Below are 19,111 nucleotides of genomic sequence, written 5' to 3' on the forward strand. Positions count from 1 at the left end.
CGGATTATACTACTTTTAATCCGAAGTAAATCCGAATGGATCAAAAGCCGACGGCTTTTGCGGCAGAGTCATATCCAAGTACACTATGTTTTTAAACTATCTGCTTATTATACATTTTATCACATTATGTTAGAATAGTCACATATTTATGATAGATTTACACACCCATTCCACCGCATCCGACGGATCTCTGCGGCCTTCCGAGCTCATTGATGCGGCCATTTCCCGGGGATTGACGGCCCTCGCCCTGACCGACCACGATACCATGGATGGTATCCCCGAAGCAGAAAAACAGGCTGAATACCGCGGGATACGGCTCATTCCGGGGATCGAGATGGAAATTTCCTGGGAACCGGGAGAATTCCACCTGCTGGGGCTGGGAATTCACAGCCCCAGCCCTTCCTTTGAGGCTGCCGTCGGAGAACTGGCCCGCCGAAGGGAGGAACGGAATCTCCGGATACTCGACTTGATGCATGAGATGAGTATTGACGCGGATTACGATGAACTTCGCGAAATTTCCGGGGGGAAAATTATCGGCCGGCCCCATTTCGCCGATTTGCTGATTAAACGGAAGATTGTGAAAAACCGGGAGCAGGCTTTTTCCAGGTACCTGGGCAAGGGCCGGCCCTTTTATGCCCCCAAAGAGGGATTGGATTTTGCCCGGGCGGTTTCGTGCATCCATGAATCCGGAGGGATTGCCGTTCTGGCCCATCCCATGTCCCTGTATGTTGCGTGGGGCCGGCTTCCGGATCTTATCGCGGATTTTAAGGCGCAGGGTCTCGACGGTATCGAAGCATGGCATCCAACGGCAAAGCTCCGGGCCTGTAAACGGCTGGATGACCTGGGCCGTTCATTGGGGCTGTATATAACCGCGGGCAGCGATTTCCACGGCGCTGCCCGGCCGGACCGGAAACTGGGTATTACCGCCGGGGACCGGAAAATAGGGGAGGAGTTTCTGGAAGCTATCCCTCCGCTGTGCCGCTAGAAAGGCGGCTGTTCCAGGGCAAGTATATCGAAAGGGTCGTCACCATACCGGCGGTGTTCTATGGCTTCCAGAATATGGGCCGTACCCAGCGTGCCGGAGCCCTCCAAATCCGCAATAGTCCGGGCTACCCTGAGTATTCCATGGGCGGATCTCCCGGATAATCCGAGTTTTTCCGCTGCCCGGCGGAGCGCGTCCGCGGCATGTCGGTCCATGGGACAGGTTTTTTCTATCATCGCGGGCGGTATCCGGGAATTGCGCCGGACCGGCATCTCCCTGAACCGGTATTCCTGGATTTCCGCCGCCCGGCGGACCCGGCAGGCAATGGCCGCGCTTGTTTCCTCGGCAGCCCTTTCTCCGGAGGATGGCGTTTGGTGCCGTACCGGTACGCGCATCTCAATGCGGTCCATAAGGGCTCCGCCGAATTTTTTCCAGTAACGGAATATTTCCTCGGACGAACAGAAACACTGCGTGTTTCCGCCGTACTGTCCGGAAATATCCTGTTTCGCCGTACCGAGCCGGCCGCAGGGGCAGGTATTTGCCGCCATGATGAGCTGGAAATCCGCCGGAAGCCGCATAGGACCTTCCGCCCGGGAAATGGTTATGACCCGGTCTTCCAGAGGTTCCCTGAGGGACTGGAAAACCGGCGTCTTGAATTCCGGGGCCTCATCCAGGAACAGCACTCCCAGATGGGCAAGACTTATCTCGCCGGGGCGGACCGTCCTGCCGCCTCCGAGGATGCCTTCCGCGCTGGCGCTGTGATGGGGCGACCGGAACGGCGGCCGGTCCATTATTGCGCCGTCGTTATTTATCTGTCCCGCCAGACTGTGGATACGGGTAACCTCCACGGATTCCTCCGGGGTGAGGGGCGCCATAATCGACGGGATCCTGCGGGCCAGCATGGTTTTTCCCGCTCCCGGCGGTCCGAATACCAGGAGGTTATGGCCTCCCGCGGCGGCAATTTCCATGGCCCTTTTGTACCGCCCCTGTCCGGCAACTTCTGAAAAATCCCCCGCGGCGGATTCCGTATTTCCGGTATTTTCAAAAGAACGTTTTTCCTTATCCCACGGCGGAAAACGGTTGTGTCGTTCCAGGAAAATCAATACCCTGACCGCTTCGCCTAAACTTTCCGCAGGGCTGAAGCAGCCGTCGGCGAGGATGGCCGTTTCTGCCGCGTTGCCGGCGGGGACGATGAATCCCCGGATACCCGCCTTCATGCCGGCGGCGGTGGCGGCCAGTACTCCCCTGACGGGACGGACCCTGCCCGACAGCTCGAGCTCTCCCAGAACCATGAGGTCTTCGGGCACGGAGAGCTGCCCCGCGGCGGCCATCACCGCCAGGGCAATGGGCAGGTCCAGCGCCGCTCCGTCCTTGCGTATTCCCGCGGGGGCCAGGTTGATCAGTATTCTGTCCTGGGGAAAGGAAAAACCGGAATTGCGGAAGGCCGCCCTGACCCGTTCCCTGGCTTCCCGTACAGCTCCTTCGGCAAGGCCCGTGATATCCACCCCGGGAATCCCCCGGCGTATATCCGCCTCGACCCGTATAATAATTCCATCGGTTCCGTAGGGTGCGTAAGCCAGCACGTACATGGAGCGCCCTCCCCGGATAATAGGGCGGCGCCGGGTAATCTGCTTCAATATACTTGAAGTTTTTTTTCCCTGGACTATTATAAAGCTATGGACAGCAGAAATACCGTATCACCGGCCCTGGTTTCGGATCTGGAGGCGAAGGGCGTTGATGTTGAAAGGACCTTTACGGTTCTCAGCCTGATCGAACAGGACCGGCTGAAGGCCGGAAAAAAGACCGGCGCGCTGCACCTTCCCGGCGGTGACGACCGGCGGATCAGCGATATGACCGGCCCCGTCTCCGTAACCATGCCGCTGGAAGCGGCGCGGGAACGGTTTGCGGATCTCGAGATAAACCCCGATACCGAAAAAATCGGAACCATCCGGGGCAATTCCATTAGTTTTGATTCCGCCGCCCTTGAACGTCTGGGGGTGCTGCTCTATCCCAAGCTGGCCTATGGTGTCCTCAACGGAGGTATGGCAACCAGTTATACGGATATCAAAAAAAACAAAGCCGTGGATGCCGCGGCATTCAGCCTGCTCGAAAAGGAATTCGACATCCTCGCCCAAAAAGACCGGGGGCTCCCCAAGGGAGCCGGCAGCGCGTATATTGATGAAAGCGGAAAGCCCGGTCCTTCTTTCCTGCTGCTGAAAATGCGTTCCCTTCTTATTAAAGCCCTGGAATACCGTCTGGTTTCCGGGGACACCGCCGCTCCGGTACTGCCTTTTTTCCAGATGACCAGCACCGGAACCGCCGCCGCCCTGGCGGAGGCCTACACACAGTACCGGAAGGACCCGCTTCTGGCTGATTTAATCGACAGGACCGGCACCGATCCTACCCGGGCCCGGAGCCGCGTCCAGGGCTTCCTGGCGGCCCTGACCCATTCGTCCGAAGGATTTCCCCGTAAAATATTCAGCCGCGCCTACGGTGAGGAAAACCGGGGGCTCGCACTTCCCGGGGGACACGGCGAGAATTTCAGGATCCTGGCGCCGCTGTACCGGGAACTGCGGAAAGAGGGAATCCGCTTTGTGTACCTGGGGAACGTGGACAACCTGGGCTACACCGCCGATCCCAGAGCTCTGGCGCTGCTGGCCCTCCGGGGCGGCGAACTGGCCTTTGAATTTTCCTGGCGCACCGCCGTGGATATTAAGGGAGGCGTCCTTACCGAAGATGATTCGGGCCGGCTCAGCGTCGGCGATATCGGCCAGGCCATCAGCGCCGATAAACTCCGGGAGGAGGAAGCCGCCGGGAAGCGCGCTCTTTTCAACTGCGCCACGGGGCTTTTCGATCTGGATTTCCTGACGGACCGCAGCGAAGCCATTCAGAACGGCATCCCCATCCGTGTCTCCGACCAGGACAAGGAAGCGGGCCTTTATGCCCAGGCCGAACAGACCACCTGGGAAGTGCTCGGCCTGGCGGACAACCCCCGTATCCTGGCGGTTTCAAAAGAAGACCGGTTCCTGGCCGCGAAAATGCTCATGGAAACCCTCCTGGCCAGCCCCGTTTCCGCCAGGATTGACAATTCTCCGGAGGTTCCCCCGGAAATCAGGGATGTTTCCCGGGGGCTGCGCCGGGGATTGGGCCGGCTTCTGGAAGAAGAGCTTGGTTTTGCACCCCCCGACAGCCGGGGAATCCGGCGTGTCCTGACAGTTCCGGAACTGGAATCCAATATCCGGAAAAAGTACGGTATCCGCTGATAACGCAGGGAGAATACAATGAAATCACCGGTAGTTTTTTTGCATGGTTTTGAAAACGAGGAACTTTTAACCGTTGTCCGGGCAGTCAAAAAGGCCCTGGCCGAAGCCGGGGAAGACCCGGGAGCAGTGGCTTTCGCGTCGTCAACGCCGAACAACATTGACTGGACCGTTAAGGATCTTATCCGGGAAGTCCGGGAGGAACATGATTATATGAAGAAAAATCCTCCCGTCTCCCCCTGACCGGGTCTATACCGGCAGCTGCCAGACCGAAGCGCCCAGGCGGGCTGCGGCTTTTTCCGCGGCCCCCGTGCCTGTCAGAACCGCCGCGGCGCATTTCTCCGTCAGAGCCGCCAGACGCCGGGCAGCAGCCCGGACTTCATCCCCGGAAATATCCGCCATGGCTTCGAGTTTCCGCTGTATATGGATATCCTCAATCCCGTACAGGTACCTGAAAAAATCGGTCCCGCCTTTTTCGGCGCTTGTCCGGGGCCGGGTTTCCTTGGAATACGCGCCGATAACGGTTTTTTCCAGTTCGCTTTCTTCTATTATTTCGTCCGCCGTATTCTGCAGAATTGTTTTAAAGGAATCCAGTGAACGGACCGGATTGGGGTCGCGGTAGGTTGCCATCAGGAAAACTTCTTCCATACGGTCGGGATAGGCGAACGCCCCGTAGGCCCCGCCCCGCATGCGGATATCCTCCCAGAGGGCTCCCGTGGAAAGCATGTGGGACAGGACGAGTTCCGCCGACTGCTCCCGGCTGGCGTACCGGGTTCCCGGAAGCGCCAGGGCGGCAAAACCCACCTGCAGAGACGGCGAAGCGTATACCGCCGGAGCCGCACTCTGCGCGCCTCCGAGGCTGCCCAGCAGGGAGAGGAAGGGATCGATGCCTTCGGAAGCGGTATTCCGGGGGCGGGGTGAACCGAAGGCGCTGAATTTTTTTTCCAGAATGGCCAGGGCTTTTCCGATGGCGGCCTGTGAGCCGGTGATATTCGCGATGAGTCCTCCCCGGGAAACCAGGGTATCCCGGATGGCGGACAGTTTTTCCGCTGTCTGCCTGCTGTCCATTGTCTGCAGGGTATGGACGAATTCCAGCTGGGCCAGGCCGCTCCAGAGTTCATCAATTCCCCGGGCCCGGGAGAAATACCGTCCCGCCATGCCTGCGGCGTACAGATGGCCCGAAGGCGCCAGGCTGGAATCCACATCGTTCTTCATTTCGGCGGTAAGATCCTCGAGGCGCCGGGTATCGGTAAAATCAGCCTCCATGATAAGCCGGTACGCCAGATCGGCGGCTTCTTCGATTTTTTCATCCAATGCCTTGAGTCTGAATACGATCCAGTCCCGTCCGCCGAGATCGAGAATTCCCGAAGGCGTTTCCATAGTCCTTCCGGTTCCGGGGGGTAATCCTCCGGTTTGGAGCATGCCGTAGAACCCCCCGGCGGTCAGGGCAAGCAGGCTCGAAACCTTCGCGTAGTCCATACCCGGAAGCCCCATGGAAACGGAGGCCCTGGAAAAGAAGGGGAACCAGGGATAGTCCCGGGGTTCAAAAATATCCAGGGGAAGGGCAAAGTCCATGTAGGTAATACCGTTGGTAAAAAGTTCATGGCTCAGCACGGGGACTCCTCCGGCGTCATGGAACTCCCGGGGGACCTTCTCGGTTTCCGTACTCAGTTCTTTCCGGGAAAGGTGGGGAATAGCCGCGAGGTCCTCGGGGCTGTCCCCTTCGGTCTGGATCTGTTCCAGTTCCGCTGATTTTTCCCTGACGGCGGCCCGTTCCTCTGCGGTCATGGACGCGAGTTTTTCCGTGAGCCGGCTTTCCTGCCGGGCTTCCTGGCGTTCCAGGTACTGTTCGTCGGGCTCCACCAGTATGAGCGCCCGGTGGGGATTGTTCAGCAGGTATTTTTCTATCAGGGATTCGAAGTACCGGCTGTCCCCGGCGAGGTTCTTTTTGAGTTTTTCGAATGACGGCGCGAAGAGCAGAGACTCCCAGGGAGCCGTACCGTGGAGCCATCCTCTGAGGGACCGCCGCAGCCATACCAGGGAATAGGGACCTCCGGACCTCCGGATTTCCTTGTGGGAAAATTCCATGGACAGCAGGGCCGCTTCAATCTCTTCCTTGGGAATACCCTCCGCCGCTAATTTTTTCAGCTCCGCCATGATAAGATCCGAAACCTTTCCGGCGTCTTCGGATTGCACTCCCCGGAGCCCCGCGGAGAAAACCGTTTCCCGGATTTCCCCTTCCAGTCCCGAAGCCGGGGCAAGATCCTCCCCGAGCCGGGATTCGGTAAGCGCCTTGGTGAGGGGCGAGCCGTCATGGCCCAGGAGGGTTTCCGTCAGCGCCGCCAGAGCCAAAGTTTCGGCGGAATCCGCGGCGTCGGAACATACCCAGGAAAGGAGGACCGTTGATTTCTGTTCCGAGCCCGCCGGGCAGGGGACCCGGATGGTCTGGGGCTCTGTCCAGGGTTTCGCCTTGGCAATCGGCGGAACCGCCGTTCCCGCAGGGATATCAGACAGGAATTTTTCATTCAGGAAGGCAAGCTGTTTTTCCGTGGGGATGTTTCCCGCCAGGAAAATCCTGCAGTTCGACGGCGCGTACCGGGTCCGATGGAATTCCCTGAGCTGTTCCAGGGTCAGGTCCGGGATGTCCTCCGGGTCTCCCCCGGAATCGTGGGCATATATAGTATCCGGAAGCACTCCCCGGATGGACCAATGCCCCGCGAAGGATTCCAGGGACGAATAGGCGCCTTTCATTTCATTGTATACCACTCCGGTTACGGAGAGTTTTTCGCCGCCTTCGGAGGGGGCAAATTCCAGACGGTGCCCTTCCTGCAGAAAGGTCCATTCTTCCAGAAGAGGCCGGAAAACCGCGTCCCCGTACACGGACATGAGGTTAAAGTAATCGTGCTCATTGGTTGAGCTGGCGGGATACACTGTTTTGTCCGGGTATGTCATGGCGTTGAGGAATGTCTGGAGGCTGCCCTGGGCGAGGATGATAAAGGCATCCTTGAGGGGGTAGTTTTTTGAGCCGCAGAGCACGGAATGCTCCAGAATATGGGCAACCCCGGTGGAATCCTCCGGAGGGGTTTTGAAGGCGAATGCAAAGAGGTTTTCGCTGTCGTCATTGAGTATATGGAAAACTTCGGCTCCGCTGGCGATATGCCGCGCCCAGATTCCCGTGGCCTGGAGTTCCTCCAGGTTCCGTACTTCGGTAATCTCAAATCCGCTGTCCAGACGCTGTCCAGCATGTAATGGGGTGTTCATGGTTTATCTCCGGCGGGCCCGGGGCCCGGTTTCTGATATAACGGCCGCTTTCCGCGGCCGGTCCCGTCACGTTACGCGGCGGGTGCAGCGCCGGCCTGTCAGCCGACTACGTCATCGTCATCCACGAGAATTATACGGCCTTCATCACGGCCCGCCCTGAACCAGACGAGAAAATCGTTGTCCGCCGCGTCCACATCCCGTTTCGGGACCGGTCCGAGAAGTTCACCTTCCTCACGGACGATGGCCCGCCGGGACGCGGACATATTTGAGTAAATCTTCTCGGCAAAGCCGCCGGATTTTCCCTTGAGGAGCAGGGCAATGTCCCGGTCGGACATGGTCCTGAGCTTTGCCTGGATGGGCTTGTCTTCGGCCTTGATCACATCCTCCAGGGTATTGAGGCGTTCCTTCAGGTCCTGGCTCAGTTCGGGATCGTCGGTTTCAAGCTCATCCAGAATCCGTTCGCCGAAGGACGAGTCCGAATACTTGAGTATCTGCGCCAGGGCCGCCCGGCCGTCAATATCCTCGGTATCGGTTTTTCCTATGGATCTTGCCTTTTCCCTGAGGGACGCGGCCACCCGTTCAAGAACCTCCGGAGGGCTTTCGCCGAGCCGGGCAATCCGTTTTACGATTTCAAGCTTTTTCTCAGGGCTGATGTTCGCCAGGGCCGCGGCGGTCGCTTTTGGCGAGAGCCGGGACAGAACCAGCGCGGCGGTGGCCGCGGACTCGTTCCGCAGCAGCATGGCAATCTGCTCCCCGGAAAAGTCTTCCATAAAGGTCAGGGGATTCTCAATGGCCTCCGGCACGGCCCTGCGGAGCAGTGATTCGCCCTGTTCCTTGCCGTAGGCGGCATGGAGTATATCCCGGGCCGCGTCGATTCCCCCTGAAACATGCCCCGCGGCTGTATAGTTGCGGGAAAGAAGACTGCGGAATTCGTACAGTATTGAATCGGCTTCCTCAGGGGTAACTCCCCGGATGGAAGAAATTTCCCGGGTAATCTCCTCGACCTGCCCGGGCTCAAGTTTAGCCAGGATCTGGGAGGCGTCTTCGCTTCCTATTAATATAAGGAATTTCGCGACCCTGCGGTATTTTTCTTCCCGGGGCGACGGTGTTTCTTCGTCTTTTCCCGGAGGAACGGTTTTTATGAACCGTTTTTTTGGTTCTTCCGGGGCGCGGGAACCGGCTTTTTTCCGGGTTTTAATAAATCCGCCGGTACTCTCGGTTTCAACCGGGCTTACCCGGGGAATTTTATCCGCCGGATCGGCCGGGTTTCCCTTTTTGGGAAGTTCCGATGCGGTTTTTCCGTCGCTTACGGACTTCTGGTACGCTGCTATCCGGCGGGCGTTATTCATATTTGCCGGAGGTTTGGATTTACCCATATACTAATAGTACGATGGAGAGGCCTGAGGGGTCAATTGAAGTTTGTTTTTTTCCCGGTTTTCCAGCCCCATGGGGCCCCGGCGGCCCTGAAAAATCAATGTTTTGAAGATATAAAACTATTTTTGGATTTTATGTATTATCTTCCGATTTTTATATAATATTATCGTAATTTGGTTTGCGCCCCGTGATTTGTTCCTTTATACTCTCCTTGGTATGAAAAACATAAAAAGTATCCAGGATGTAATTAACCGCCGCGAGACCGAGCCGCTTCTAAAAAAAGCCTTTGAAATGGCCAAGGCCTATAAACGGGCGGTAAATGCGGACTGCTCTGTCCTGGGAAAGGACGGGCATTGTGTAGGCTCTCCCGATGGTTTGGGCAACATGTTCTGTTCGCTGTGCAAGAAATATTCCGATTCCCAGGAACAGGACAATGATCCGTCGCGATTTCCCTGTACCGATGTCCATCTGGACGCGGTCAAGGAGTCCCAGCGGTTCGGGGGAATCTATATTTATATGTGCGAACGGGGGTTCATTTACTGGACGAGCCCTATTTTTTCCTACGGCCATCTGGTGGGGTCCTTTATATGCGCCACCGTCGGTATCGACCGGGAAGAGGCTATTGAATCGATCCAATCCATGAGCCGCGGGGAAATTACCTATGAAGAAGCCAAAGAGCTTCTGTCCCAGGTTTCCGACGCTACCCCCGAACGGGTCCAGGCTATGGCGCAGATACTCCTGATCTGCGCCGAGCATCTTTCAAAAGGGACGGATGATTATTTTGAAACCCTCAAACGCAGGACCGAACAGCAGTCCCAGCTCTCTTCGGAGATTCACCATTTAAAGGACCAGCAGGCCGCGGGAATGGTGATGCCCGGGTATCCTCTGGACAAGGAACGCATGCTCATGGCCGCCCTGCGCCGGGGAGACAATGACACGGGCCGGAAAATTCTTAATGAACTGCTGGGAAATCTCTTCTTTTCCAACCCTGACAATTTTAAATATATGCAGTTCCGGGCTATCGAACTGGTGGTGCTCCTTTCCCGGGCGGCTTTTGACCCCAGTACCACCGAGGATTCCGTACTGGAGACAAATAACCGGTACCTCCGCCGTATCCAGGAAGCCCAGAATGTGGAGGAACTGACGGATATTCTCCATATAATTGTGGACCGCATGGCAAGCCAGATTTTTTCATTCCGCGGAGCCCGGCACGCCGCGGCCCTGCGGCGGGCCGAGCGGTATATCTGGGAAAATTTCTCCCGGAAAATCAGCCTCCCGGAAATTGCCGCCGCCTCGGGATTATCCGCGCCGTATTTCAGTACGATTTTTAAGGAAGAAATGGGTGAAAACCTGTCCAGTTATCTCAACCGGCTCCGGGTTGAAAAAGCCTCCCACCTCCTGACGGAAACAATGCTTTCATTAAGTGAAATTGCCGGAATCTGCGGATTTGAGGACCAGAGCTGGTTTTCAAAGATTTTCAAACAGTATATGGGAGTAAGTCCCGGAAAATACCGGGAATACGGCGGCGGATTGGTGCCTGAGGTGTCGGAAATTCATAATACGCCTTCATAAACACCCCACCAAAGTCCCGCAGGAGAATAGAAAAAATGGTAGAATTAGCTGAGATTTCCCGGTGTGTCCAATCCGGAAAGGCCAAGGATGTGGAGGCCCTGGTCAGTCTGGCAATAGAGGAACAGTACAGCCCCAAGGAAATACTGGAGGATGGGCTTCTTTCGGGGATGCGCTCGATTGGGGAACGGTTCAAAAAAAATGAAGTTTTTGTTCCCGAGGTACTCATCGCGTCCCGGGCAATGCATATGGGCTTTGCCATTCTCAAACCCATTATACGGTCTTCGGATGTTCAATACAAAGGAGTGGTGGTCATCGGGACGGTCAAGGGAGACCTGCACAATATCGGCAAAAATCTTGTGGCCATGATGATGGAAGGGGCGGGGCTCAAAGTGGTTGACCTTGGCACCGATGTCTCCCATGAGAAGTTTGTTGAAGAGGCAATCATCCATAAAGCCGACATACTTGCCTGTTCCGCACTGCTGACCACCACCATGATGCAGATGAAAACCGTTATTCAGGCTGTTACGGCCGCGGGACTGCGGGAAAAACTGAAAATTATGGTAGGCGGCGCTCCGGTAACGGAAAATTTCTGCCGTTCCGTGGGGGCCGACGTATATACTCCTGACGCAGCCACCGCGGCGGAGCAGGCTCTGGCCCTTTGTTCAAAAAAACGAATTAAAAAATAAGGAGATAGTAATGCCGAAACCTGCCCAGATTGTCCTTGTGAGCGGACTGACCGGTTCCGGGAAAACCACAATTCTCGGAGATATTATGCGGACCCTGCCGGGGAAAAAATCCATCATCCGGATAGATGAATGGGGACGGCTCTCGGTTCACCCCATGGGGATTAAGCTTCTGGATGATTCCGATTCCACGGAGCTGTACGGCGGCCGGGGTTTATCCGCCAGTCTGATACCCATGATCCTAAAGGACCTGAACAGCCTCATCGGTATTGGAACCGAGTATATTTTCGTGGAAACCTCCGGGCTTATCAAACCGGCGACCCTGGATCCGCTCATCCGTGCCGCGGAGGAAACCAACAGCGAAGCCCTGCGCTACCTGGGAATGATCTGTCTTATCGACGCGACGGATTTTCCCGATCAGCCGTCCAATAATATCCATCTGTATGAAAAGGCCGCCTATGCGGACTGTTTTATTATTTCCAAGGCCGATTCCGTTCCCAAAAGAACCCTGGCCGCCATTAATACCGAACTTAAGCGATTCCGCCCCTGCGCGGCGATTTTGGTCCGTTCCCGGAAAGGCCTTTCCGGGAGCGCAATCCTGGATGGATTGGATACTTCTACATGTTCCGTTTCCGCGGCGGTTCCCCGGGGCGTAAAAAACCACAATGTACCGCAGCTCTGTACGCTGCTGCCGGAGGCGCCGGTCCGCCGCGGGGATCTTGAGACGTTTCTGCACGCGATCACTCCCAGGGCGTTCAGAATCAACGGTTTCCTGCATGTACAGGGATCGCAGCCCTGGGTGAATATTGATATGGTGGAAGATTCTATTTCCCTCGAATCCGTTCCGGAGCATGCCGCCCGGTCCATGTGCCTGGGTCTGACTTTTATGTGGAAGAACCCTTCGGTTACGGATACCGAACTTGTCCGGGACTGGGTCAGCGCCACCGGTGTTAAAGGTTCGGTGGTAATGTAGCAGGGCTCCCGCAGCATACCTTCATACAGCGGGCGCCCTGGGTTTTCAGTGCTTTTCTGGGGAAGCCGGCTTTATGGCCGGATGTTCGGGATCGCGGCGGGCAAAGCTGTAGGCCCGTTTTGCCGCGTCCTCCGGCATGGTGGCAAAGGCGCAGAAATCCTTCATTTCGATGGCATCCACCATTTTTCCGGGAATACCTCCCGCCCGCATAAGGAGTCCCGCCACGTCCCTCGCCGAGGCGCCGTGTCTGCGGCCGACCCCTACGTATACCCGGGACTGGCCGTGTTTGGAAACCGGCGGCCCCCGGCGGTTTCTGTCTCTGGGACCGCTTCCCTGGCTGCCTTCCCACCGCCGCGTATAGTCCCGGTCCCGTCCATGTACCGGCCCTTCGGCGAATTCACTGACAGTCCGGTACCGTGACGGATCGAGGGTATCCCCGTAGGATAGATTTACCAGGGCCTGGACCGCCTTTTCCGGTCCCAGTGTTTCGATGAGTTCCCGGGCCAGTTCGGCGGCGGGTTGTTTATCTTCTCTGTCCGGATTGTCCGCGGAGGATTCGGCAATCTGCTGTTCTTCCGCCGCGGCGCATACCGAGGTTATAATGCGCTTTCTTCCGGCAGCCATGATGTCTTCCACTTTGGGGACGCCCAGCCGTTTAATGCTGCTCCCCAGGGTCCGTTCCATGCTTCTGGACAGGTGTGTGATCCTTCCCATTTCCGAGGGGATCACGAAGGTAACGGCCATGCCTTTCCGGCCGGCGCGCCCGGTCCGGCCGATCCGGTGGACATAGGTCTCCCGGTCATTGGGAAGATCCCAGTTGATTACATGGGTCAGCCGTTCAATATCAATACCCCGGGCCGCCACATCGGTGGCGACCAGCATGGTTGTCAGCCGTGAGCGGAATCTCCGCAGCGTGCGTTCCCGGGCTTCCTGGGAAAGATCCCCGTGAATCGCTTCAGCCGCGTATCCCGCGTCCAGAAGGCGCCGGGCCGCCTCATCGGCGCCGGCCTTGGTGGCGCAGAAAACAAGCCCGTAAAATTCATCCGACGAATCGGCGATGCGCCGCAGGGCTTCAAGCTTGTCCTCTTTCCTGAGAACCATAAAATACTGCTCCGTCAGCGGTGTTTCATCCGCCGGGGCCGTATCTTCGAGGATATCCGTTTTGCCGATATGCTGCCGGACAATTTTCAGAATGGCTTCCGGCATGGTTGCCGAAAAGAGGGCCACCCGCCGTCCGGGATTGGTTTCGGAAAGGATTTTTTCCACATCATCGAGGAAGCCCATATCAAGCATTTCGTCGGCTTCGTCCAGGATGAACCATTCGATAGCCGAAAGGTCCAAAACTTTCCGTTCCATAAGATCCATAACCCGTCCCGGGGTTCCGGCGACGATTTCGACGCCATCCCGGAGTTCCTTGATCTGGGTCCGGATAGACGCGCCGCCGTACACGGTACAGATCCGGGGAACCGGACTGCCCGCCAGGGAACGGATTTCCCTGGTGATCTGGATTGCCAGTTCCCGGGTCGGCGTGAGAATCAGCGCCCGGGGCTTTTTCCCGGTTTCGGTGATCCGTTCCACCAGAGGAATCCCGAAGGCGGCGGTTTTGCCGGTTCCGGTTCTGGCTTTTACGATCACATGGCCTTCGTCCGAGAGAAGCCGCGGGATGGCAATGGTCTGGATTGAGCTGGGAGCGGAAAAACCTTTCCGTTCCAGCGCCGCAAGCACAGGTTCGGACAGCCCGAACGATGAGAAAGTAACTGAATTGTCTAACGTCATAATGTCCTTGGCGAAACAATCCCGGCGGAGCGCAGGATAGCCGCCGGATCTGTGGGGCAGGTTCAGCAGAAATACAAATTTGCTCTACACTAACTGCGGGATTTAACGCAAAAAAATGATTAGTAATAGTAGCATATGCGGAATATTCATGTCTAGGGGGAGCACCGAGTCTGACAAGCCGGAAAACACCCAGGGAGTACTGGTACTGCGGGTCCTGTCGTATAAAAAGGGGATTAGCTCCGTGTCGGCCTTCGGCCTCGAAAGTCGCTCAATCCCCTTTTTATACGACACCCGGCGTTACCAGTACGGCCGGGTACTTTCCGGCTTAACCGGCTCGGTGCTGCCCGGCGGAGAGGGCTGCTCCCCCTCGTTTCATCCTTGCCGATCGATATGTGGAGTTTTGCTCTGCAAAACTCCTAAAAGACTTGCCGCCACAGGCGGCAAGTCTTACACCACTCCTGGTTCCGGGTGATTCCGCAATGGTATTGCCTATGTCCAGCCTGGATATAAAAAGGGCCGCCCAAAGGGCGGCCCGCTGTTTCACTGAAAAACCGGATTAGAAATCCTTGGCTGCCTTTTCGTCGAGTTCCGCGAGAATGGAAAGTTCGGTTTCCTTGTCGAAATACCGGGCTTTGTCCATGCGGGGCACAAAGTTGGCGGTGTCGCCGACTTTGAAGGAGTAGTGGGGTTCTGTCCGTGCTACCAGGGGCTGGGTTTCGGTGGTCAGCCAGAGGTGGATGTCGGCGCCGAGGGGCTCAACAACCGTAATCTTTACGGGCATGTTGTTTTCCGCGGCGGGTTTTTCGCTGTAGGCAATATCTTCCGGCCGGATGCCGAAGAATACTTCCTTGCCCACGTATTTCTTGAGGTATTCCGCGTGTTCCTTGTCGGCTTTTACCTTGAAAGAACCTTCGTCGAGGACAATGGCGCCCCCTTCTTCGGATACCTTAACGGTCATGAAGTTCATGGGCGGGGAACCGATGAAGCCGGCGACAAACTTGTTGATCGGATGATTGTACATATACAGGGGCGAACCGATCTGCTGGACCTTTCCGTCCTTCATAACCACGATTTTGCTGGCCATGGTCATGGCTTCTACCTGGTCGTGGGTAACGTAAATCATGGTGGCGTTAAGCCGGATGTGCAGGTCTGACAGTTCCGCGCGCATCTGTACACGGAGTTTCGCGTCGAGGTTGGAAAGGGGTTCGTCGAAGAGGAATACCTTGGGATTCCGGACGATGGCCCGTCCGACGGCGACGCGCTGGCGCTGGCCGCCCGAAAGTGCCTTGGGTTTGCGGTCCAGGAATTTCTCAATATCCAGAATCCGGGCCGCTTCATGGACCCGGCGGTCGATTTCAGTCTTTTCTACTTTCTTGATCCGCAGACCGAATGCCATATTGTCATATACGGTCATGTGGGGATACAGGGCGTAGTTCTGGAACACCATGGCGATATTCCTGTCCTTGGGGGGAACGTCATTCATGAGTTCACCGTCAATGTACAGTTCGCCTTCTGTAATGTCTTCAAGACCCGCGACCATACGAAGGGTCGTGGACTTGCCGCAGCCGGAGGGTCCGACGAAAACGACAAATTCTTTGTCGTTTACTGTAATGTTGGCGTTGTCCACCGCGCGGACGCTGCCGTCATACACCTTAGAGATACCTTTGAGTTCTACTTTTGCCATTATGGCCTCCCTTTATGGGCTAGTTTATCCCATTATGGTAAAATGAGCGGGCGATTTTGTCAAGAAAAACCGTATGAGGGGGAGCATAGAGTCTTTCAATCCGGAAAGTACCCAGGAATACCGCAACTGCGGGGCCCGTGGGTACTTTCCGGCTTAACCGGTTCGGTGCTGCCCGGACAGCGAGGGCGGCGCGTGTCCGAAGGACACGACCCCTGGCTCCAGCCTTGCCGCCTGGGGCGGTAAGGCTGGAGCCACCCCCACTTCTGGTTCCTTGGTTCGGCTGCCGTTCCGCGGTATTATGGGGTTCTGCGGCTATCCTGGGCTTCGGGATGAAAAAATATGTAAATATTTACATAAAAATGATGAAATAGTAGTATCTTTTGTCCAGGGAAACGCCGATAGAGTGAAAATTTTCTGGATAAAAACCACTTTCCCATTTATAATGGTTTTACATTTAAGATGATAAGAAATGGAAAAAAGTGTATTATTTTATCTGTATACAGGTTAAACAATTAATTTGACATTTTACTGTCCATAGGGTACTCTCGACGGGATAGGGGCAAGGAGCATGTGTGACTAAACGTGATTTCCCAAAAATCCATTTCTATGATCAGGATTTTGTGGATATTTATGATAAAACATGGGCATGGATACAGGATTGCTGGCTTTCCGGGGGAGAAAAAAGCCGGCTCGATGGTAAGTTTTTCGCGTACCCCGGCAATTCGGCGGTACTGCAGACCGACGCGATTTTTTCTTCATTTTTTCTTGTATATTCAAACAGAATTTACCAGGCCCATCCTACTCTGGACCTGTTTTACAGCCGCCAGGAGCCCAACGGGGCCATCCGCTGCGCCTATAATATAGAAACCGGCCTGCCGGAGGTATCGAAAAACAACCCCGAAGGACTCGGGCTTCCCCTGTTCGCCTGGGCGGAATTCAACCTGTACCATAAAACAGCGAATAAAAAGCGGATCAAGGAAGTTATTCCCATTCTGCATAAGTATATGGAATGGATCGATTCGCTCTTTAAACGGCCCAATGGCCTATACGAAGTCCCTCTGGCGGCGACAGGTATGGATAACGCCCCCCGGGAAAAAGCCGCGTATCCGGTGGATTTTAACACCATAATGGCCATAAACGTGCTGTATATGTCGGCCCTGGCGGACATCCTCAACGATAAGGAAACCAGTTTCCAGTACAAACGCCAGTATTTTTCCCTTAAAACCCGGATCAACTCCCTCATGTGGGACCCGGAAGAGGGTTTTTACTGTGATATCAATAAGGAAGAGAAACGGCTTCCCGTAAAGACCCTGGCGGGATACTGGCCGCTTCTGGCGGAAATTCCCAACGATGACAAAGCCGAGCGGATTATCGAAAAGCTCTCGGATCCCCGGTTCTTCGGCGCGCCCCATCCGTTTCCGACGGTGGCGGTGAGCGAACCCGATTTTGACGAAAACGGCAACGGATACCGGGGATCGGTGTTCCCCCACCTGACATTTATGGTCATCAAAGGCCTGGAACGGTACCAGCGCTGGGATCTTGCCCGGGATTTTGCCATCCGGCATCTGTATTTTGTCCTGGATTCCATGAGTCCCGACGGAAACCACCATAAAGGCAATCTCTGGGAAGCGTATCTGCCCCTTAAGGAGGGGCCCGCCCAGAAAAAGCGGGATCCAAGCTTTCCCAGGCCTCAGTATCTCAGCTACGCGGCGCTGTCCACAATCTGCCTGACCATCGAGAACATCATCGGCCTGTTTATTTCGCTTCCCCGGAAAACCGTGGACTGGATAATCCCGAACCTTGAGGTGATGGGGGTCGAAAACCTTTCACTCAAAAAGAATATGATTACCATTCTTTCGAATAAAAGCGGCAGGGGATGGGAAATTCACATGGAAAGCGAAAAACTCTACTATTTTACCATCAATATCCTCGGAAAAAAGAAAAAAACGCTGCCCATACCCTCGGGCAAGTGTTCTATGCTCATAGATAAACTATAATATAGATACTATGAATGCAAAGAATCAGCTCGCCGCGATCCTGGAAATCGGTTCCACGGGGATCCGGCTTTTGGTGGCTGAAATTTACGGAAACGACACCTGGCACATTCTGGACAGGGCGGGGCGGCCCGTATCCCTGGGGCGGGATGTCTTTACCTCCGGCCAGGTTTCCCGGGAATCCTTTATGGAATGCCTTTCGGTGCTCCAGAATTTCAGGGAGCTAATCGCCGGCTGGGGAGTCGCGGACGATGATATCCATGTGATCGCCACCAGCGCCCTCCGGGCCGCAAAAAACCGGGATATGATCGTGGACCGGGTCCGGCAGGAAACGGGTTTCCGGATCAGCATTGTCGAGGGGATCGAAGAAAACCGTCTCATGTACCTGGCGGTACGGTTTGCCCTGAAAAATGATTTTCCCCTGTTCTGGCGGGCCAATTCCCTGATTATTGACGTGGGCGGCGGCTCCACGGAACTGATGCTTCTGCGCAGGGGTAAAATGGTCGCCGCCCACAGCCTCAGGCTGGGGACTATCCTGGTGGACCAGCAGTCCCGGCTGGCCACGGGGTCGGCTGTTTTCCAGGAACGGTATTTAAACGAAAATGTCCGGAATACCGCGGAACTGCTCCGCTCGGAGATGGACCTCAGCTATGTGCGCACCTTTGTCGCCGCCGGTTCCGACGCGCGGATGGTGGCCAGGAACATTGGCTGGGAGTTCAACGAAAACTGCTGGATCGCGGACCGGACGGCATTCATAAAGTTTATAGAAAAAATCAGCAGCTATTCGGTGGAGGAATGCGTCAAGAAACTCAAGATTCCCTATGTTGACGCGGAAGGTATTATCCCGGGGCTGCTGATATACAAGCTTTTTCTCGAACGGACCGCCGCGAACCGGCTTATTGTTCCCACGGTTTCCATCCGGGAGGGAATGCTCATAAACCTGACGGCCCAGGTGGACCCCGAGATCCAGGAGGAATTTTTCTCCCAGGTTATTGCCTCGGCCATGAACCTCGGCCGGAAGTACCGGTATGACGAAGCCCATAACCGCCACGTCGCGTCCCTGAGTCTCGTTCTTTTTGACGCCCTGGTACAGGAGCACGGCATGGGCCGCCGGGACCGGCTGCTTCTGGAGGTGGCTGCCATACTCCACGATATCGGAATGTTTATCCGGAGTTCCGGGCACCACCGGCACGGCCAGTACATTGTGGCGAATTCCGAAGTTTTCGGGCTCCACAAGGATGAGCTCAGCATCGTATCCAACGTTGTGCGGTACCACCGGAGCGAACTGCCGTCGGAGACGGATATTGACTATATTGCCCTGCAGCGGGAAGAGCGGGTGCTGGTGCAGAAAATGGCCGCCATCCTCCGGGTCGCCGACGCGCTGGACCGGGGCCATTCCCAGCAGATAAAGAGCATAACCGTCGAACGGCGGAACGATATGGTGTTTATTACCCCTTCGGGGGTTCATGATACGAGTCTGGAACGCATAGGACTGGAAGAAAAGGGGAATTTGTTCGAAAATGTGTTCGGATACAAAATAATGCTTGCCTGA

At 55.9% G+C, this 19,111-nt stretch carries 13 protein-coding genes; 8 read left to right on the plus strand and 5 right to left on the minus strand.

Features of this window, described 5'->3' with window-relative positions; genetic code table 11:
* The first annotated feature begins 148 nt into the window (after positions 1–148).
* Positions 149–985, plus strand: coding sequence for a PHP domain-containing protein (locus JFL75_RS16635; protein WP_215627795.1), 837 nt, complete (start codon positions 149–151; stop codon positions 983–985).
* Here the strand turns inward: JFL75_RS16635 and JFL75_RS16640 are convergent.
* Positions 982–2,571, minus strand: coding sequence for a YifB family Mg chelatase-like AAA ATPase (locus JFL75_RS16640; protein ID WP_215627796.1), 1,590 nt, complete (start codon positions 2,569–2,571; stop codon positions 982–984). The genes JFL75_RS16635 and JFL75_RS16640 overlap by 4 nt on opposite strands.
* Before the next feature lie 87 nt (positions 2,572–2,658).
* Here JFL75_RS16640 and JFL75_RS16645 point away from each other — a divergent pair, with 87 nt between their 5' ends.
* Positions 2,659–4,245, plus strand: a complete 1,587-nt coding sequence (locus tag JFL75_RS16645; protein ID WP_215627797.1) for a UTP--glucose-1-phosphate uridylyltransferase — start codon at positions 2,659–2,661, stop codon at positions 4,243–4,245.
* Between the two features lie 18 nt (positions 4,246–4,263).
* Entirely contained in the window at positions 4,264–4,485 is a 222-nt protein-coding gene (locus JFL75_RS16650) for a DUF3783 domain-containing protein (RefSeq protein WP_215627798.1), read from the plus strand.
* 6 nt (positions 4,486–4,491) lie between these two features.
* Here the strand turns inward: JFL75_RS16650 and JFL75_RS16655 are convergent, their stop codons facing one another.
* Together JFL75_RS16655 and JFL75_RS16660 are read right to left on the minus strand one after the other, a co-directional pair.
* Positions 4,492–7,503 carry an insulinase family protein gene (locus JFL75_RS16655; RefSeq protein WP_215627799.1) on the minus strand — a complete coding sequence of 1,004 codons (3,012 nt, stop codon included), beginning with the start codon at positions 7,501–7,503 and terminating at the stop codon, positions 4,492–4,494.
* Positions 7,504–7,601: 98 nt separating this feature from the next.
* Positions 7,602–8,879: a flagellar motor switch protein FliG gene (locus tag JFL75_RS16660; RefSeq protein ID WP_223292688.1), complete on the minus strand. Its 1,278-nt coding sequence runs from the start codon at positions 8,877–8,879 to the stop codon at positions 7,602–7,604.
* A 214-nt stretch (positions 8,880–9,093) separates the two neighbouring features.
* Here JFL75_RS16660 and JFL75_RS16665 point away from each other — a divergent pair, with 214 nt between their 5' ends.
* From JFL75_RS16665 to JFL75_RS16675, 3 genes are read left to right on the plus strand one after another with little or no spacing between them, the layout of a single operon-like run.
* A complete protein-coding gene (locus JFL75_RS16665; RefSeq protein ID WP_215627800.1) occupies positions 9,094–10,449 on the plus strand; it encodes a helix-turn-helix domain-containing protein in 1,356 nt (451 codons plus the stop codon).
* 35 nt (positions 10,450–10,484) lie between these two features.
* On the plus strand, positions 10,485–11,135 hold the full coding sequence (locus JFL75_RS16670) for a cobalamin B12-binding domain-containing protein (protein WP_215627801.1): 651 nt from the start codon (positions 10,485–10,487) through the stop codon (positions 11,133–11,135).
* A gap of 10 nt (positions 11,136–11,145) precedes the next feature.
* Positions 11,146–12,105 (plus strand): GTP-binding protein, encoded by a 960-nt coding sequence (locus tag JFL75_RS16675; protein ID WP_215627802.1) that lies wholly within the window; start codon positions 11,146–11,148, stop codon positions 12,103–12,105.
* A gap of 45 nt (positions 12,106–12,150) precedes the next feature.
* Here JFL75_RS16675 and JFL75_RS16680 read toward each other — a convergent pair whose 3' ends face one another.
* Both JFL75_RS16680 and JFL75_RS16685 read right to left on the minus strand, forming a co-directional pair.
* The gene (locus JFL75_RS16680) at positions 12,151–13,881 is read right to left on the minus strand and encodes a DEAD/DEAH box helicase (RefSeq protein ID WP_215627803.1); all 1,731 of its coding nucleotides are present in this window, start codon (positions 13,879–13,881) and stop codon (positions 12,151–12,153) included.
* Between the two features lie 556 nt (positions 13,882–14,437).
* Positions 14,438–15,565, minus strand: a complete 1,128-nt coding sequence (locus tag JFL75_RS16685; protein ID WP_215627804.1) for an ABC transporter ATP-binding protein — start codon at positions 15,563–15,565, stop codon at positions 14,438–14,440.
* Positions 15,566–16,137: 572 nt separating this feature from the next.
* Here JFL75_RS16685 and JFL75_RS16690 point away from each other — a divergent pair.
* A complete protein-coding gene (locus JFL75_RS16690; protein WP_215627805.1) occupies positions 16,138–17,562 on the plus strand; it encodes an MGH1-like glycoside hydrolase domain-containing protein in 1,425 nt (474 codons plus the stop codon).
* Positions 17,563–17,572: 10 nt separating this feature from the next.
* Positions 17,573–19,111, plus strand: coding sequence for a Ppx/GppA phosphatase family protein (locus tag JFL75_RS16695; protein WP_215627806.1), 1,539 nt, complete (start codon positions 17,573–17,575; stop codon positions 19,109–19,111).

The sequence above is a fragment of the Breznakiella homolactica genome, from assembly GCF_016616095.2.
Classification (GTDB): domain Bacteria; phylum Spirochaetota; class Spirochaetia; order Treponematales; family Breznakiellaceae; genus Breznakiella; species Breznakiella homolactica.

Excerpts from the sequence above, each read along its gene's own strand:
- JFL75_RS16685 (WP_215627804.1), bottom strand. The coding sequence starts at position 15,565 with ATGGCAAAAGTAGAACTCAAAGGTATCTCTAAGGTGTATGACGGCAGC.
- JFL75_RS16695 (WP_215627806.1), top strand. The coding sequence starts at position 17,573 with ATGAATGCAAAGAATCAGCTCGCCGCGATCCTGGAAATCGGTTCCACG.
- JFL75_RS16675 (WP_215627802.1), top strand. The coding sequence starts at position 11,146 with ATGCCGAAACCTGCCCAGATTGTCCTTGTGAGCGGACTGACCGGTTCC.
- JFL75_RS16645 (WP_215627797.1), top strand. The coding sequence starts at position 2,659 with ATGGACAGCAGAAATACCGTATCACCGGCCCTGGTTTCGGATCTGGAG.
- JFL75_RS16650 (WP_215627798.1), top strand. The coding sequence starts at position 4,264 with ATGAAATCACCGGTAGTTTTTTTGCATGGTTTTGAAAACGAGGAACTT.
- JFL75_RS16655 (WP_215627799.1), bottom strand. The coding sequence starts at position 7,503 with ATGAACACCCCATTACATGCTGGACAGCGTCTGGACAGCGGATTTGAG.
- JFL75_RS16665 (WP_215627800.1), top strand. The coding sequence starts at position 9,094 with ATGAAAAACATAAAAAGTATCCAGGATGTAATTAACCGCCGCGAGACC.
- JFL75_RS16635 (WP_215627795.1), top strand. The coding sequence starts at position 149 with ATGATAGATTTACACACCCATTCCACCGCATCCGACGGATCTCTGCGG.
- JFL75_RS16680 (WP_215627803.1), bottom strand. The coding sequence starts at position 13,881 with ATGACGTTAGACAATTCAGTTACTTTCTCATCGTTCGGGCTGTCCGAA.
- JFL75_RS16640 (WP_215627796.1), bottom strand. The coding sequence starts at position 2,571 with ATGTACGTGCTGGCTTACGCACCCTACGGAACCGATGGAATTATTATA.
- JFL75_RS16660 (WP_223292688.1), bottom strand. The coding sequence starts at position 8,879 with ATGGGTAAATCCAAACCTCCGGCAAATATGAATAACGCCCGCCGGATA.
- JFL75_RS16670 (WP_215627801.1), top strand. The coding sequence starts at position 10,485 with ATGGTAGAATTAGCTGAGATTTCCCGGTGTGTCCAATCCGGAAAGGCC.